This window comes from Deltaproteobacteria bacterium (assembly GCA_026712905.1).
Classification (GTDB): Bacteria; Desulfobacterota; Binatia; order UBA9968; family JAJDTQ01; genus JAJDTQ01.
Window position 1 is genome coordinate 1 of the sequence record JAPOPM010000083.1, and the last position, 15,412, is coordinate 15,412.

14 protein-coding genes are annotated in these 15,412 nt (G+C 67.0%); 5 read left to right on the plus strand and 9 right to left on the minus strand.

The window, feature by feature from the left end; translation table 11 throughout:
- Window positions 1-265 precede the first annotated feature (265 nt).
- From OXF11_06730 to senB, 4 genes are all read left to right on the plus strand, one after another.
- Window positions 266-1,390, plus strand: a complete 1,125-nt coding sequence (locus OXF11_06730) for an amidohydrolase family protein (protein MCY4486798.1) — start codon at window positions 266-268, stop codon at window positions 1,388-1,390.
- 46 nt (window positions 1,391-1,436) lie between these two features.
- Window positions 1,437-2,537, plus strand: coding sequence for a beta-N-acetylglucosaminidase domain-containing protein (locus tag OXF11_06735; GenBank protein MCY4486799.1), 1,101 nt, complete (start codon window positions 1,437-1,439; stop codon window positions 2,535-2,537).
- 16 nt (window positions 2,538-2,553) lie between these two features.
- Complete coding sequence (senA, locus tag OXF11_06740) at window positions 2,554-3,861, plus strand: selenoneine synthase SenA (GenBank protein MCY4486800.1); 1,308 nt, start codon at window positions 2,554-2,556, stop codon at window positions 3,859-3,861.
- 250 nt (window positions 3,862-4,111) lie between these two features.
- On the plus strand, window positions 4,112-5,098 hold the full coding sequence (gene senB, locus OXF11_06745) for a selenoneine biosynthesis selenosugar synthase SenB (protein MCY4486801.1): 987 nt from the start codon (window positions 4,112-4,114) through the stop codon (window positions 5,096-5,098).
- Window positions 5,099-5,398: 300 nt separating this feature from the next.
- Here the strand turns inward: senB and OXF11_06750 are convergent, their stop codons facing one another.
- The 9 genes from OXF11_06750 to OXF11_06790 form a co-directional block, all read right to left on the minus strand.
- A complete protein-coding gene (locus OXF11_06750) occupies window positions 5,399-6,562 on the minus strand; it encodes an acetylornithine/succinylornithine family transaminase (protein ID MCY4486802.1) in 1,164 nt (387 codons plus the stop codon).
- The gene (locus tag OXF11_06755) at window positions 6,559-7,350 is read right to left on the minus strand and encodes a [LysW]-aminoadipate kinase (GenBank protein MCY4486803.1); all 792 of its coding nucleotides are present in this window, start codon (window positions 7,348-7,350) and stop codon (window positions 6,559-6,561) included. Before OXF11_06755 ends, OXF11_06750 begins: the two co-directional genes overlap by 4 nt.
- Entirely contained in the window at window positions 7,347-7,973 is a 627-nt protein-coding gene (locus OXF11_06760) for a hypothetical protein (GenBank protein ID MCY4486804.1), read from the minus strand. The genes OXF11_06755 and OXF11_06760 overlap by 4 nt, the downstream gene beginning before the upstream one ends.
- Window positions 7,974-7,997: 24 nt before the next feature.
- Complete coding sequence (gene argC / locus OXF11_06765; GenBank protein MCY4486805.1) at window positions 7,998-9,044, minus strand: N-acetyl-gamma-glutamyl-phosphate reductase; 1,047 nt, start codon at window positions 9,042-9,044, stop codon at window positions 7,998-8,000.
- A gap of 58 nt (window positions 9,045-9,102) precedes the next feature.
- On the minus strand, window positions 9,103-9,969 hold the full coding sequence (gene lysX, locus OXF11_06770) for a lysine biosynthesis protein LysX (GenBank protein MCY4486806.1): 867 nt from the start codon (window positions 9,967-9,969) through the stop codon (window positions 9,103-9,105).
- 2 nt (window positions 9,970-9,971) lie between these two features.
- The gene (lysW, locus tag OXF11_06775) at window positions 9,972-10,136 is read right to left on the minus strand and encodes a lysine biosynthesis protein LysW (protein ID MCY4486807.1); all 165 of its coding nucleotides are present in this window, start codon (window positions 10,134-10,136) and stop codon (window positions 9,972-9,974) included.
- A gap of 311 nt (window positions 10,137-10,447) precedes the next feature.
- Window positions 10,448-11,836: an aspartate aminotransferase family protein gene (locus OXF11_06780; protein ID MCY4486808.1), complete on the minus strand. Its 1,389-nt coding sequence runs from the start codon at window positions 11,834-11,836 to the stop codon at window positions 10,448-10,450.
- A 71-nt stretch (window positions 11,837-11,907) separates the two neighbouring features.
- The gene (locus tag OXF11_06785; protein MCY4486809.1) at window positions 11,908-12,939 is read right to left on the minus strand and encodes an amidohydrolase family protein; all 1,032 of its coding nucleotides are present in this window, start codon (window positions 12,937-12,939) and stop codon (window positions 11,908-11,910) included.
- A 47-nt stretch (window positions 12,940-12,986) separates the two neighbouring features.
- Window positions 12,987-14,456, minus strand: a complete 1,470-nt coding sequence (locus tag OXF11_06790; GenBank protein ID MCY4486810.1) for an aldehyde dehydrogenase family protein — start codon at window positions 14,454-14,456, stop codon at window positions 12,987-12,989.
- 243 nt (window positions 14,457-14,699) lie between these two features.
- Between OXF11_06790 and rnhA the strand changes: the two genes are divergently transcribed.
- The gene (gene rnhA / locus OXF11_06795) at window positions 14,700-15,179 is read left to right on the plus strand and encodes a ribonuclease HI (protein MCY4486811.1); all 480 of its coding nucleotides are present in this window, start codon (window positions 14,700-14,702) and stop codon (window positions 15,177-15,179) included.
- The last annotated feature ends 233 nt before the right edge of the window (window positions 15,180-15,412 follow it).

Genomic DNA, 15,412 nt, shown 5'->3' on the forward strand with positions numbered 1-15,412 from the left:
GCGAACCCGCCGGCGCGCACGCGCTCTGGTGCCGGCGGGCCCTCCCCCCTCCCCCCCCCCGCGACGACGCCCGGGGGCTTCCTCGCGGGGTCTTCCTCGCGGGGGGCCCGCCACTGGGGGGCGACCGCGGGTCGCCCCTACAAGTCATCGCGCCTTGCCGCACGGCCGCTTGACAGCGTTTGGGCAACCGCCTACGATTCGGCCATTCCGTGCCGCATGCCGCCCCCGCCCCTGGGGGACAATCACCTTCGCGGAGGAGAAAGACATGGCCAAACAAGGCTTCAAGGCAATGGACTCCGACATGCACGTGTTCGAGCCCCACGACCTGTGGCAGCGCTACATCGACCCCGAATTCAAGGACCGTGCCCCAAAGGGCTTGCAACGCGATTTCCGCGACCTCGGCGTCGAGCTCGACGGCAAGATCCTCCCCATCCCGCGACGGCCGGAAAACCCCGGGCTCAGGGACTACCGTCTCAACACCCTGAAGGAAAAGTACAGCGACGTGGCGGCGCGCAACTTCGACGGGGTGAGTCAGGTCATGGCCATGGACAAGGAAGGCCTCGACCTGGCGTTCCTGTTCCCCACGCGCGGGCTCTTCGTCCTGGGCATCGACGGGCTCGACCCCGACCTGGCCGCGGCCATCTCCCGCGCCTACAACGACTGGCTCTACGACTTCGCGCAGGCGGACAGCGACCGCATGGTCTGCGTCGCCATGGTGCCGCCCCAGAACGTCGAGGCGGCGGTGGTCGAGACCAAGCGGACGGTGACCGAAATGGGCTTCCGGGGCGTCTTCATGCGTCCCAACCAGACCAACGGACTGTGCTGGAGCGACCCCTATTACGATCCGCTGTGGGAAGTGTGCCAGAGCCTGAACGTGCCCGTGGGCTTCCACGAGGCCGGGCGCGTGTACCAGCCCCAGCCGGCCATCTCCCAGTTCATCCCGTCCTTCTCCATGTTCAACACCTTGAGCTTCCCGCTGGCCAACATGTTCGCGTGCGCGGACATGATCTACGGCGGCGTCATGGAGCGCTTCCCCAAGCTCCGCGTGGCCTTCCTGGAAGGCAACTGCTCCTGGCTCCCGTGGCTCCTGTACCGCATGGGGGACTACATGGAATCGGTGGGCAAGGCCGAGTACCCGGACCTCAAGCTCGAGCCGCTGGAGTATTTCCAGCGCCAGTGTTTCGGCGCCGTCGAATGCGACGAGATCACCGCCAAGCACATCCCGGAGTTCGGCCTGGAGGACAACGTGGTGTTCTCCACCGACTATCCGCACCTGGACGTCAAGTATCCGCACTCGCTGGATACTTTCCTGGAGATGCCGTTCTCCGACGAGTCCAAGCGGAAGTACCTGTGGGACAACTGCGCCCGGCTGTACAACATGGGTCAGTGACATTCCCGGTATTTCGTCCATAACGACATTCGAACGGCGGGGGATCGTGGAAGGCTTCTTCGGTCCCCCGTGGAGCATGGCGCACCGCGCGGCGATGTTCGCGTTCGGTGCCGCGCGCGGGATGAACACCTACCTCTACGCGCCCAAGGACGACCCCTACCACCGGGAACGCTGGCAGCTCCCATACCCCGAACCGGAGTGGCGTGAGCTGTGCGCGCTCATCGAGGTCGCCCAGGCCCGGGGCATCGACTTCGTCTACGGTTTCCACCCCGGCAAGGACCTGTGCTTCGCCGCGGCGGAACCGGTAGGAATCCTGCTCGCCAAGGCCGCGCGCCTTTACGACCGGGGAGTGCGCACCTTCGCGGTGCAGTTCGACGACCTCCCTTCCCGGCTCACGCACGACAGCGACGTGAAGAAGTTCGACAACAGCCTGGCCAAGGCCGAATCCCTGTGGCTCGCGGCCGTGCTGGAGCGGCAGCCCACGGACTGGCAGGCGGAGTGGTGGTTCTGTCCCTCGTACTACCCCCCCGATCCGCTCCTGGCCGAGGTCTTCGGCGAGTTCGAGCCGAGCTTCCCGGAGACCGTGGCACGGCACCTGCCGGCGACGGTGTCCTGCTTCTGGACCGGGCCCAAGGTGGTGCCCCGGAGCATCACGCTGGAGCACATGGAGGAGGTCGCGGGAAGGATGGGCCACCGGCTGCTGCTGTGGGACAACTACCCGGTGAACGACCTGAGCATGAAGGATGAGATGCACATCGGCCCCCTCACCGGACGCGACCCGCGGCTGCCGGAGCAGGTGCACGGCTACCTGGCCAACCCGCTGGTGCAGGAGGAGCTGAGCTTCGTTCCCCTGGCCACCTGCTTCGACTACGCGCGGGACCCCGGCGCCTACGACCCGGAGAGGAGTTGGCAGGCGGCCGTGGCCGAGCGGTTCGGCGCGGCCAACGTGGAACACTGGCAGGCCCTGCGACAATTTTGTGAATGGGATGCGGCCCCGGATTCGCCGGCGACGACCACGGAATCCGAACGCGGCGCGCTCGCGGCCGCCCACGCGTACTTGATCGCCCACGGGGATGAACGGTGGTGCGAGGAGTTCGCGCCGTGGCAACAGCGACTGGAGCAAGCGCTCCGCCAGACACCGCACTAGAAACACACTGGAAGGCATGGACGACAAGACCGTATCCACCCGCGAGGTGCTGGACACCCTGAAGGAAGTCCGTTCCCGCACCCTGAGCCTGATCGAGGATCTCTCCGACGAACAGCTCTCGGTGCCGCTGCTGGCCATCGTCAACCCGCCGCTGTGGGAAATCGGGCATATCGCGTGGTTCCACGAGAAGTGGGCGCTGCGCCATCTGCGCGGCCACGACCCCATGATGCGCGACGGCGACGTGCTGTACGATTCCGCCGCCGTGCTCCACGACACCCGGTGGGGACTGGGGCTGCCGTCGCGGACCGAGACCCTCGCGTACATGGACCGCGTTCTCAACGAGATTGCCGAAGGACTGCCCGCCGAGCGGCTGAACCCCGAGGAAACCTACTTCCACAGGCTGGGCTTCCTCCACGAGGACATGCACGCGGAGGCGCTCACGTACACGCGCCAGACCCTGGCGTATGCACCGCCCGCGTTCGTGGGCCACGGCACCGTGCCGCGGGGCGCCCCGTGTCCCGGCGACGTGGAGGTACCCGGCGGTGAATTCGTGCTCGGCGCCACCGAGGACCTGCCCTTTGTCTTCGACAACGAGAAGTGGGGCCATCCCGTGACCGTGGCGCCGTTCCGCATCGCCCGCGCCGCCGTGACCAACGCCGAGTTCGCCGCGTTCGCCGACGACGGCGGCTACGACGATCCGCGGTGGTGGAGCGACGAGGGGTGGAGCTGGCGCCAGGCCGAGGGCGCGGCGCATCCCGTGTACTGGGAGCGCGAGGCGCCGGGCCGCTGGCTGGAGCGAATCTTCGACCGCTGGCTGCCCCTGCCCCCGCACCTCCCGGTGGTCCACGTCAACTGGCACGAGGCCGAGGCGTACTGCCGCTGGGCCGGGCGCCGGCTGCCCGCGGAAGCCGAGTGGGAGCTGGCCGCGGCCGTGGATCCGGCGGGCGCCGCCGCCAGCGGCGAAGCAGCCAAGCGCGGTTTCCCTTGGGGCGAAGCGCCGCCCGACCCCGACCGCGGCAACCTCGACTGGGCCGCGGGCGGGCGCCTGCCGGTGGACGCCCTGGCCGCGGGTGACAGCGCCGCGGGCTGCCGCCAGATGATCGGCAACGTGTGGGAGTGGACCGCCAGCGCCTTCCAGCCCTACCCCGGCTTCGTCCGGGACCCCTACAGGGAGTATTCGGAGCCCTGGTTCGGCGATCACAGGGTACTGCGCGGCGGCTGCTGGACCACCCGTTCACACCTCATCCGCAACACCTGGCGCAACTTCTACAAGCCGGACCGCCGGGACGTGTGGGCCGGTTTCCGCACGTGCGCGCGGGACTAGTGTCCTGCGTCACAAATAGCTTGACGAATCCGCGGGTTCGCACCGGCCGGGCAATCGCCGCGGGTGGCGTCCTTCGACTTCGCTCTGCTAAACGTGTCCTGAGCATGCAGAAGACACAGGCTGAACGGTCGTGAACCCAGTCCCTCCGTTCGTCCTGAGCGTAGCGAAGCGCCAGCGGAGCGAAGTCGAAGGACCGCGCCTCTGCCGGCGACGAGATCTGTCAGCGTTCCCACTCAGATTGGAAGACGACTTGGCACCTGACAACACGTCGACAACCAGAATCGCCCTGGTAACCCCCGCCGGACCCACGCGGCGCACGGGCAACCGCATCTCCGGGGGAAGGTGGGCGCGAATCCTGCGCGCTTCGGGCTATCGGGTCAAAGCCCTGGACCGCTACGAGCGTGAACGGTGCGACCTTCTCATCGCGCTCCACGCGCGCCGCAGTCACGGCTCCGTTCGCCGGTTCCGGGAACTCCATCCCGGCAAACCGGTGGTGGTCGTGCTCACCGGCACCGACCTGTACAACGACATCCACGTGGACGAGAACGCTCGCGAGTCGCTTCGGCTGGCCGACCGTCTGGTGCTGCTCCAACGAAAAGGGCTCGACGAACTCGACCCGTCACTGCACGAAAAGACCCGGGTGATCTACCAGTCGGCAGAGCCGCGGCCCGGCGGCCCCGGCGACCCGAAACGCCGCTTCATCGTCGCCACGGTGGGCCACATGCGCCCCGAGAAGGACCCGTTCCGCACCGCCATGGCCGTGCGCGCCCTGCCCGCCTCCTCGCGCATCCGCGTGGTGCACATCGGCGCCGCCTTCGAGGAGAGCCTCGCGCGACGCGCCCGGCAGGAGATGGAGCGCAACCCGCGCTACCGCTGGATGGGCGAGTGGCCCCACTGGAAGACGCGCCAGTTCATGGCCCGCAGCCACCTCGTGTCCATCACCTCGCGCATGGAGGGCAGCTCCAACGTACTGTGCGAGGCCCTCGCCTCCGGCGTCCCGGTGGCCGCCTCGAGGATATCGGGCCTGATCGGCACCCTGGGCGACGACTACCCCGGCTACTACGAACTCGGCGACACGGCCGGGCTCAAGCGGGTGCTGCTCCGCGCCGAGAACGACCTGCCCTTCTACGAGAGTCTGGCGCAGCATTGCGCGGAGGTGGCGCCGCTGGTGAACCCGGATAGGGAAATCCACACTTGGCAAGAGTTGATTCGTGACGTGATGGTCGAGTGCCCGTAACACGTCATTCTCGCGAAACAGGCTGTGTCGAGGATCGCGTGGGACGACGCCCCTCACCCTCATTCCCGCAAGACAGACCGTGCCAATCGGATGAGGCCGAGCCCCCTGAAGCGTCATTCCCGCGGAAGCGGGAATCCAGGGGCGGTGCTGGGGCACTACAGCGGCGTTTCCCCGCCTCGCCACCCCTGGATTCCCGCTTCCGCGGGAATGACGATTCGAGGGGGTCGTTGCGGGAATGACGCTTTTCGGGGCATTCGCGGGCTTGCCCGAGGGGCGTGAGCAAACGCGGGTGAAGGCCCGTTACGAACCGTCGGACAGCACCTCGATGAGCGCCTCCGCCACGGTGTCCAACTCGGCGTGGCTGATGACCAGGGGCGGCAACAGCCGTACCACGGTCGCGCCGGCGGGTAGGGCCAGGACTCCCTTCTCCATCAGGCGCACGAGGTGGGGCTGGGACTTTTCCTTGAGCTCGATGCCGATCATCAAGCCGAGCTGGCGGATCTCTCTTACCTTCGGCAGGTCCGCGGCCTTGAGGCGCTCCAGCAGGTAGGCGCCCTTCTCCGCGGCGGCCTCGGCGAGTCCTTCCTCTTCCATGGCGTCGATGGCGGCGAGGGACGCGGCGCAGGCCAGCGGGTTGCCGCCGAAGGTGCTGCCGTGGCGGCCCACGGGGACCTCGAGCTTGTCGGAGCAGAGCACCGCGCCCATGGGGATGCCGCCGGCCATGGCCTTGGCCAGGCACAGGATGTCGGGTTCGAGGCCGAAGTGCTCGCAGGCGAACATCTTGCCGGTGCGGCCGAAGCCGGTCTGGACCTCGTCGATGATGAGCAGCACGCCCCGTTCCCGGCACAGCTCGCTCACCTGCTCGAAGAACTCGGCCTTGCCGAGGTTGACGCCGCCCTCGCCCTGGACGATCTCCAGCATCACCGCGGCGGTGTTGTCGTTCACCTTCTCTTCCAGCTTGGCGAAGTTGTTGAAGGGCGCGTACTGGAAGCCTTCGACGATGGGCACGAAGGGGTCGCGGTACTCCTTGGTGAAGGTGGCGCTCAGCGCGCCCATGGTGCGGCCGTGGAAGCCGCGCATGGCGCACACGAACTCCTGCTTGCCGGTGGCGAAGCGGGCGAACTTGATGGCCGCCTCGATGGTCTCGGTGCCCGAGTTGCACAGGAACGCGCGGTTGAGGTTGCCGGGCGTGATGCCCGCCAGCCGCTCCAGCAGGCGCGCCTTGACGTCGTTGTAGAAGACGCCGGAGCAGCTCACGAGCCGCTGCGCCTGCTCGGTGACCGCCTGCACCACCTTGGGATGGCAGTGACCGAGGCTGGCGACGCCGTGGCCGGCCACACAGTCGATGTACTCGCGGCCCTGGTCGTCCCACACCTTGGCGCCCTGGCCGCGCACCAGGACGATATCGCGCTTGGGGTAGACGTCGAACTCGTACTGTTGCTGCAGCTCCTTGAAGTCGCTCACTGGATCACCGTTCCTTTCCCCGCCAGGGCGTCACGGACGGGATGCTCCACTCGGCCGTCGCTCATGATGACCTTCTCCGCGCCTTCCTCGAACAGCTTGCGCAGCGCCAGCATCTTGCGCTTCATGCGCCCCTCCACCTGCGCCTCCCGCTGCTCCAGCTCACCCGCCCGGATATGCGGCACCACGGTGCTCTCGTCGTCCTTGTCGGCGAGGAAGCCGGGGGCCTCGATGAGCTGCAGCACCACCTCGGCGTGGAAGGCGGCCTGGAGCACGTTGATGATGTCGTCGTTCTCCGAGTTGATGGCGGTGTGGCGCTCGTCGATGATGGGGATGGACAGCACCGGTGCGTAGCCGCCGTCGAGCAGCAACTGGAACAGTTCCTTGTTGGCGCTCCGGGGCTTGCCCGAGAAGTCGCGCACGATGAGGGTCTTGCCGTCCTTGCGCACCCGGATGCCCTTGTTGCGCTGGCCCTGGATGGCGCGGCCGTCGATGCCCGAGAGACCCACCGCGTTGACCCCGTTCTGCTGCAGCAGTTCCACGATGCGCTTGTTCTGCACGCCGGCGTAGCCCATCAGGATGGCGTCGAGGGCTGCCTTGTCCGACAGCACGCTGGTGTATCCCGACACCGACGTCACCACCTGGGTGGGATTGCCGAGCTTCGCGGCGATGGCGTCGCGCACCGCGTTGGCGCCGTGCACCACGATGAAACGGTCGGACACCGCCGCCAGGTCCTCGGCGATGCCGGGCAGGTTGACGGCGCTGCCGCCGCCGATCTTCACCAGGATCATCGCAGGTGCTCCACCGTGTCGTTGGGAATCACGCGCCAGCCGCCGTGCTCCGGCACGGTCTCGGAGCTGACGGTGAAACCGCCGTCGCTCTGACGGGCGCGCAGCCTGAAGTACTCGGGTTGTTCGTTGAAGAGCGATCCCACGTAGACGTTCTCTCTATCGGCAATGATCATGTTCATGGCGCGCACGTAGCGCGTCCTGCGGACGATGACGTCCATCCCCTTGCGCATGGCCGCGGCCATGTCGCCCTTGTCGAAACGCTTGACGAAGTTGAACACCTTCTCCGCGCCGATACGCCCCTCCGCGCTGATGCGCACGCCGCGCAGCTCGCCGTTGAACGCGAACACGTAGCGGTCGTCGGCGAACGGCATGTTGTTCTCCACGACGATGTTCTCGTCCCGGAAGGCGCTGCGGGCGTGGCCCAACAGCAGGGTCGTGGCACCGAACTGGTCCAGATCGTCCTCCCAGATGGGCTTGATGTTGTGGTATACCCGCCACCCGCCGTCCACCAGGTAGGCGCAGCCCCAGCCGTGGCCCTGGTACTCCGGGCTGTTCCGGGCAATGCCGGCGAGTTCCGACAGGCGCTCGGCGATGTCGAACGGCTCTCGGTTCTTGACGCACATCAGGCGGCACATGGCGCTTGACCGCTACGGGTGCAGCCCCGGAAACTCCAGGCCCAGGGTCTCCTCGAAGCCGTTCATGAGGTTGAAGGCCTGGACCGCCTGCCCCGCCGCGCCTTTCATGAGGTTGTCCAGGGCGCTCAGCACCACCAGCCGGTCCGACCCCTTCTCCTTCTGGAAGCCCACGTCGCAATAGTTGGTGCCGCTCAGAAGCTTGGGTTCGGGGTAGCGGTAGATGCCGTCCGCCTCCTTGACGATGCGGAGGAAGGGCTCCTTGCCGTAGACTTCGCGGTAGAGCTTCCACACGTCCTTCTCTTCCAGGGGCTCGCGCAGGAACAGGTGGCAGGTGGCGAGCACGCCGCGCACCATCTCGATGGAGGTGGCGGAGAAGTACACCCGGATCGGCTCGCCGAAGCCCAGCTCCTGGTAGATCTCCGCGCAGTGGCGGTGCATCGTGGGCATGAACGAGCGCACCGCGCCGCTGCGCTCCGGGTGGTGCGAGGCGTCGCTGGCGGCATTGCCGCCCTCGCTGGAGCCCACCTTGACCTCCACCACCGTACGCTCCGGGTCCGCCAACCCTTTCTTGAAGAACGGGTAGAGCCCCAGGATGGTGGCGGTGGCGTTGCAACCGGCGCCGGTGACGAAGCTTGCGCCGCGGATCTCGTCGCGGTGCAGTTCCGGAACCCCGTAGACGAATTCCTTCATGAGCTCCGGGCGCTGGTGTGGCTTGCCATACCAGCGTTCGTACTCGCCCGCATCGTTCAGCCGGAAGTCCGCGCTCAGATCCACCAGCTTCGGCGCCAGTTCCCGGAACGAATCGATGCGTTCCATGGCCTGACCGTGGGGCAGGCAGAGAAACAGCAGGTCGCACGGCTTGAGCTCGTCCATCTTGCAGAAGCGGAGCTGGGTGCGCTTGCGCAGGTTGGGGTGAGCCTTGAACACGAACTTGCCGGCGAAGCGCTCCGAGGTGACCTCGCACACCTCCACCCCAGGGTGCCCGAGGAGCAGACGCAGCAACTCCCCGCCCGTGTAGCCGGACGCTCCGACGATGGAGACCTTCAAGCTCTCTGCCACGGCTCGCGCCTCTCTTTCCGATCCATGCCCACGACCCGAGAACCCGTCCGCCTCTCCGTCACGCCGCGCCCCTGCGTTCCCGTTCCTCACGGCCCACCTTGAGCACGTGCTCGACCACGAGGCCGGGAATGTTCACCCCGGTGGTGTCGATGCTGTTGCGGAACTCCATGGTGTAGTTCACTTCGTTGACAAGGGGTCCGTCCGGGGTCTCGAAGAGATCCACGGCGACGATGCCGCCTCCCACCGCGCGGCACGCGCGCACCGAGAGGTCCCGCAGCTCGTCCGTCACCGGACAGTTTTCGGCGCGCCCGCCCCGCGCCGTGTTGGTGATCCAGTGGTCGCTGTAGCGGTAGATGGCGGCCACGCACTCGTCGCCGATGACGAAGCTCCGGATGTCGCGCCCGGTCTTCTCGACATACTGCTGGATGTAGAAGATGGAGTGGTGGTAGCTGCCCAGGATCGCCTTGTGCTCCAGGATGGTTTCCGCAGCGTCCCGGTCGTTGACCTTGGCCAGGAGCCGGCCCCAGGAACCCACCGCGGGCTTGAGCACCACGGGATAGCCCATCTCCTCGATGGCCTCCAGGGTGGATTCCTCGGTGAAGGCGATGCGCACCTCGGGCTGGGGCACGCCGTGCTCCTGCAGATGCACCGAGGTGAGGATCTTGTCGCCGCACACGGTCGCCACCGACGACGCGTTCACGCAGCGCACGCCGGCACTCTCGAACAGCCGCAGGCCGTGCAGCGCCCGGGAGTGGTTGATGCACCGCTCCAGAAGCACGTCCAGGTCGAACTCGTCCCTGCCCAGGTTGAACGAGAGCTTGCGGTCGTCGATCATTTGAAGCTCCACGCCGGAATGCTTCCGGAACTCCTTGATCAGGAGCTTCTCCTCGGGCCGGACCAATGAATGCAGCAAACCGATCTTCAAGCTCATTCCCCCCAATCTTCCTCTTCCGAGGGCGCCTCGGCCACCTCGGGCGGGTCGAGGCTGGTGACCTCCAGCTCGGTGCCGCAGTCGGTGCAGGTGATCAGCTCGCCTTCCACCGCGTCCTCGGCCAGTTCAAATTCCGCTCCGCAAACGGGGCATTCAACCATTGACGGATACCTCCCTGGTCTTGCCTGTCATCTTCTCGCTTCCGAACATGCGCAGGAGCCTTCACTGTCACCGTCATTTCCAGCCGTCATTTCCGCCTCCTCATCCGTGCCCTCTCATCCGTGTCCTCGGCCCTCTCGTCCGTATCCTGCGGCCTCTCATCCGTCATTCCCGCGAAAGCGGGAATCCAGGGGTGGTGGAGGGTTGCAACGGCAGTGGGTCCCCGCCCCACCCCTGGATTCCCGCTTTCGCGGGAATGACTGGATGAGGGGCGGGAGTCCCGAAAACGGCCGTCTGCGGATGGCAGGTTTCGTTACGACAGCACGGCCTGCGCGACGGTGGTGATGGCGTCCCGCAAGATTGCAACGATGTCGTCAATCTGCTCTCTCGTGACCACCAGCGGCGGGCACACCGCCAGCGCATGGGTGCCGCATACCCGCAGCAACAGCCCGTTGGCGAGGCACTCGTCGTAGACCTGCCGGGGCACCTGCTGCTCCACCGCGAAGGACTCCCGGGTCTCCTTGTCCTTCACCAGCTCCACCGCGGCGATGAGCCCGCGGCCGCGCACCTGGCCTACCATGGGCAGGTCCAGGAGCGTCCGCAGCCGCTCCTGCAGGTAGGCGCCCACCTCCGCCGCCCGTTCCACCAGCCGCTCCCGCTCGATGATGTCGAGGTTGGCCAGCGCCGCGGCGCACACCACCGGATGTCCGGTGTAGGTGTAGCCGTGATAGAACGCGTCGTCGGCCTTGGCCAGCAACGTCTGGAAGATCTCCTCCCGGAACAGCATGGCGCCCATGGGCAGGTAGCCGCTGGTGATGCCCTTGGCGCGGACCAGCACGTCCGGCGTGACGCCCTCGCCCGCGCACGCGAACAGGCTGCCGGTGCGCCCGAAACCCGTGATCACCTCGTCGCAGACCATCAGGATACCATGCCGGTCGCAGATCTCCCGAATCCTCGCGAGCCAGCCCTCGGGCGGCACGATGACCCCGCCCACCCCCTGCACGGGCTCGGCCACGAAGGCGGCCACGGTGTCCGCGCCCTCCCGCTCCACCAGCCGCTCCAGCTCGTCGGCGCAGGCGAGGCGGCAGTCGGGCCAGGTTTTCCCCAGCTCGCAACGGTAGCAGTGGGGCCGCGCCATGTGGTGCACGTCGGGCAGGCCCGGCTCCATCTGCTGGTTGAAGAGCGGGATGCCCGTCAGCATGGCGGCGCCGCTGGAAGAACCGTGATAGCCCTGGTTCAGGGTGACGAAATGCGTCCGCCCGGGCTGGCCCTTGGCCTTCCAATAGGCCCGCACCAGCCGGATCATGCTCTCGTTGGTCTCCGAGCCCCCCGAGGTGAATACCACCCGGCTCAACCCTTCGGGCGCCATCTCCGCGAGCCTCGAGGCCAGCCGGACGGTGGGTTCCGAGGTGGGCCCGATGAGCGTGGGCGCGTAGGCGAGCCGGTCCATCTGGTCCGCCACCGCCCGGGTGATCTCCTTCCGGCCGTGGCCCACGTGCACGTTCCACAGAGTGGCGAGGCCGTCGATGTAGCGCTTGCCCAGCGAGTCCCAGAAGTAGACTCCCTCGGCCCGGACGAACACCGGCAACCCGTCCGCCTGATGCCTGGAGAGCGGCACGAAGCCATGGACAAGATGGTCCCGGTCGGCGCGGCTCATGGCCGCGTTGTGTTCGAGATCGACAGGTTCGACAGGTTTCGTCATAGTGTCCGCCAAGGCCCCGGATCGTCACAATTCAACCAGCCTTCCGCGGCGCTGGCTCTTCGTGTTCCGCCTTACAGTCCGTAATAGCGCTTCGGGTTGTCGCACAGGATCTTCTTGCGCACATCGGCGCTGACATCCTCCCGCGCGAAGAAGTCCGGCAGATCGTGGAAGAAGTCGGCGCGCGCGCGCTCGTGGGGATAGTCCGAGGCCCACAGCACCTGGTCCCCGCCGAGCTGCTCCAGCACGTACGGCAGGCTCCGTTCGTCCACCTCGCAGGTGAAGAAGATGTTGCCGCCGCGGATGATATCGCTGGGGCGCTGCTTCACCGCCAGCGCGTGGCCGCGCCGCTCCCAGTTCTCGTCCAGCGCGTCCATCATGAACGGCACCCAGCCGGTGCCACACTCCAGATAGGCCACGCGCAGGTTGGGGAAGCGGTCGTACACGCCGGCGTTGATCATGCTCATCATCTGCACCATCTGCGGCATGGCGTGCTCCAGGGGCCGCGCCTCGGCCAGACTCTCGAAGATGTCCAGTCCCAGTCCCGCCACCGGACCGCCGTGGACCGCCAGGGCGCAGTCGAGCCGCTCGGCTTCCGCGTAGATCGGGTCGAACTGTCTTCCGCCCAGGCCCACCAGTGGCGCCATCACCGACGGGATCACGCCCGCCACCATGCCCAGCTCCTCCACGCACCGGCGCAACTCCGCGACCGCCGCCTCGATGTCCTGCACCGGCAGCAGCGCCACGCCCTTGAGCCGGTCCGACTGGCGCCCGAAGCAGTCGTAGAGCCAGTCGTTGTACGCCTGGGCCACGGCCACCGCCCAGCCCTTGTTACGGATCTGGCCGTGGAACAGCGCGTTGCTGGGATAGAGGATGGTCTGCTCGATCTTCGACTCGTCCAGGAAGCTCAGCCAGTTGGCCGCGTCCGGCACCTCGGCCTTGTGGCGCGACGACATGCCGCGCATCCAGCCGTCGGTGAGGGGAAACAGGTAGTACTCCCGGGTCCAGTCCTTCTCGTTCCACGGCGCGGGCAGGTAGCGGCGCAGGTCCTTGTCCTGGTCCACCACGTGGCCGTCGGCGTCGATGATAGCGTGTTCACATTCCATGATCGGTCTCCACGGTCCGGATTCGATGCGGGCTGGGTGGTCGCGCCTCAGCGGATCATCAGCCGCCCGGACTGGCCGGAGTAGTTGATGAAGACAGTCTTGATCTCGGTGAAGAAGTTGAGACCCTCCTCGGACATCTCGCGCTCGCCCACGCCGGTGGCCTTGATGCCGCCGAAGGGGAGCTGGGCCTCGCCGCCCACGGTGGGCTCGTTGACGTGCACCATGCCGGTCTCCACCTCCTCCACGAAGCGCATGACCTTGTCCACGTCCTGGGTGAAGATGGAAGTGGTGAGACCGAAGTCCACGGAGTTGGCGAACCGGATGGCTTCATCCAGATCCGAGGCCGCCGCCACCGACAGCACCGGGCCGAAGATCTCTTCGCGGAAGATGCGCATGTCGGGGGTGACGTCGTCGAACACCGTGGGTTCCACGTAGAAACCGTGGTCCAGCCCCTTGGGCTTGTTGCCGCCCGTCACCAGCCGGGCGCCCTCCTGCTTGCCGATCTCGATGTACTCCAGGTCGGTCTTCCACTGGCCCTCGTCCACCGCCGGCCCCATGTCCACGTCCGCGTCCAGTCCCGAGCCCACACGAATCTTCCTGGCGTGTTCCTCCAGCCGGGCCACCAGCTCGCTTCGGGTGTCACCGATGGCGATGACCCGGGAGGTGGCGGTGCAGCGCTGGCCGGTGGAGCCGAAGGCGCCGTCCCGTATCGCCACGGCGGCCTTGTCGAGGTCGCAGTCGGGCATGACGATGACCGCGTTCTTGCCGCCCATCTCGCAGGTGACCTTGGCGCCGCGGGAGGCCGCCTTGACGTACAGGTCGCTGCCGATCTCGTTGGAGCCGGTGAACGACACCACCGGGATGCGCCGGGAGTTGACGATGGTCTCGCCCACGTCGCCCCCGGAGCCCACCACCACGTTGAAGACGCCCTTGGGAATGCCGGCTTCCTCGTAGACCTCCGCCAGGAGGCCCGCCGTGGACGGGGTCAGGGACGCCGGCTTCAGCAGCACCGCGTTGCCGGCCACCAGCGCCGGCGCGGACTTCCACACCGGTATCGCCCAGGGAAAGTTCCACGGCGCGATCAGCCCTACCACGCCCATGGGCTGCCGGATCGTGTACGTGAAGGTGTCCCGGGCTTCGGAGGGCAACGTCTTTCCGCCGAGCCGGTAGCCGGCGCCGGCGTTGTACTCCATGAGCGAGATCCCCTTGAGTACCTCGCCCCGGGCCTCCTTGAAGATCTTCCCTTCCTCGCGCGTCATGAGCTCGGCGATCTCGTCCACCCGCCGCCGGGCGATGTCCGCCGCGCGCCAGATCACCCGCCCGCGCTCCGGTCCCGGCGTCTTCCTCCACCCCTGGAATGCTTCCGCGGCCGCGTCGATGGCCCGCTCGGTGTCGGCGGCCGTGGCCATGGGAAACTCGGCGATGACGTCGCGGGTGTCGGCGGGGTTGATATTGCGTACCTGCCGGCCGGAGTTCGGCTGGACCCACTCTCCGTTGATGTACGAACCGGTTTGCATGCGCGTCTCCTTGGGCTGTTGTCGTGGGTCGCCGATGGTCCGGGAACGGGCGGGTCTGAAACCCGCTCCTACACGTCGTCGTCGCGTCTTGCTGTCGGCAAACCTTCCCGCGGCGTTTCGTTTGACGCAGAACCTGCGTTGAGCGTGTGTGGGATTAAAAAAGACATGGGGTTCCGTGTCAAGCGTTCACCGGCGTGTTGCGGCATCAGCCCGGCGCCCTCTATACTCCCTGGCCAGGCAACCATGAAGAACGTGACCATCTATACCGACGGAGCATGCCTGGGGAACCCCGGCCCCGGAGGCTACGGCGCCGTACTCCTCTACAACGGTACCCGCAAGGAGTTGAGCGGCGGCTACCGCAGGACCACCAACAACCGCATGGAAATCATGGCGGTGCTGGCGGGGCTTCGTTCCCTGAAGGAACCGTGCCGGGTGGCGCTCTACAGCGACTCCCGCTACGTCGTCGATGCCATGTCCAAGGGATGGGCCGAGCGCTGGCGCGCCAAGGGATGGAAGAGGAGCGACAAGGCGCCAGCCCTGAACCCCGATCTCTGGGCCGAGATGCTGGACCTCTCCGAAAGGCACCAGGTCGAATACCGCTGGGTCAAGGGCCACGCGGGCGACCCGGAGAACGAGCGGTGCGACGAGCTGGCGGTGGCGGCCGCGAACGGGGCGGAGCTGGCGCGCGACGAAGTGTACGAAAAGAATGCCGTAAAACGTTGAAATCTGAGCGGTCAGCGCTCAGGTTTCAATGTTCTGCGGCGTCTGGCGCCACTATGAATAATCCCGCCCGCTGCTAAATTGGAGTCCATGAAAGTCGGACTCACAGGATTCTCACGGGCGGGCAAGACCACGCTTTACAACGCCCTCACCGGCCTCAGCGCCGCGGTGGGCGGTTTCGAGACCCGCCACGAGGCGGCCATGGCGGTGGTCAAGGTTCCGGACCCTCGCGTGGA

Coding starts and splice junctions, on each gene's coding strand:
- OXF11_06730 (MCY4486798.1), top strand. CDS start 266: ATGGCCAAACAAGGCTTCAAGGCAATGGACTCCGACATGCACGTGTTC.
- senA (MCY4486800.1), top strand. CDS start 2,554: ATGGACGACAAGACCGTATCCACCCGCGAGGTGCTGGACACCCTGAAG.
- OXF11_06755 (MCY4486803.1), bottom strand. CDS start 7,350: ATGATCCTGGTGAAGATCGGCGGCGGCAGCGCCGTCAACCTGCCCGGC.
- OXF11_06760 (MCY4486804.1), bottom strand. CDS start 7,973: ATGTGCGTCAAGAACCGAGAGCCGTTCGACATCGCCGAGCGCCTGTCG.
- lysW (MCY4486807.1), bottom strand. CDS start 10,136: ATGGTTGAATGCCCCGTTTGCGGAGCGGAATTTGAACTGGCCGAGGAC.
- OXF11_06780 (MCY4486808.1), bottom strand. CDS start 11,836: ATGACGAAACCTGTCGAACCTGTCGATCTCGAACACAACGCGGCCATG.
- OXF11_06785 (MCY4486809.1), bottom strand. CDS start 12,939: ATGGAATGTGAACACGCTATCATCGACGCCGACGGCCACGTGGTGGAC.
- OXF11_06790 (MCY4486810.1), bottom strand. CDS start 14,456: ATGCAAACCGGTTCGTACATCAACGGAGAGTGGGTCCAGCCGAACTCC.
- rnhA (MCY4486811.1), top strand. CDS start 14,700: ATGAAGAACGTGACCATCTATACCGACGGAGCATGCCTGGGGAACCCC.